Annotated in this window: 1 protein-coding gene; it reads left to right on the top strand. The window is 41.6% G+C overall.

Annotated elements, in window-relative coordinates:
- Nucleotides 1-153 (top strand): DUF436 family protein (locus CVN76_RS06460; RefSeq protein WP_157805572.1); only part of this gene is annotated, 153 nt, incomplete at its 5' end.
- Nucleotides 154-693 lie beyond the last annotated feature (540 nt).

Raw genomic sequence — 693 nt, 5'->3', positions numbered from 1 at the left:
GGCATGCATTTAAAGCATGTGGCCGTTCCGCTTCGATCTGCCATCAAGGAAATAGGGCACGCACATGTGACCATGGCAAAAACCCGCCCCAAACTTATCGGCGGGGAGCGGGCCGTCTATCAGGACATTTCCGTCAACAAGAGTTGTCATTGAGTAGACGGTTGGCACGCACGCCTGGTCTCGTATGAGGCATGTTCAGTGTATAAGCAGGGTTTCGGAGGTCTCATTCCGGAACCCTTTTTGACGATTTGGATGGCCTGCACAAGAAATGAAGTCATCCTCTGATAGTCCTGATCCGAGCGGAAAGTGACGTTTAAAGGATAATATCTGCAATGCTTCTTGAAACGGACAGCGCCTGACTGTAGACAAGTTCCATCAAGCCATGCCATTTTTAAATCGTCATAAATGGAAGGGAACTGTATTTCAGGGGGGGTGGAAGTCATTTTAGCTTGTGAACCTAGGTTAAATGAAGTATTATACAAAAATAATAAGTTAAATACGAACATTTACAAATGTAAAAACATTTAACGTTCGATAAAATTACACTATCACTTCTAAAATAGACATGTTAAAATGGAGTAGAATTTTCTAATAATTATGGGACAGGCTTTTTCATGTCTTTATGAAGACATGTTGCACATAAATACTAAAAAGCGAATCACGCACATTTTGAGGAGGAATTACGGAATGAAT

Source organism: Bacillus sp. mrc49 (assembly GCF_002803435.1).
This window is presented reverse-complemented; position numbering and strand designations above follow the sequence as displayed.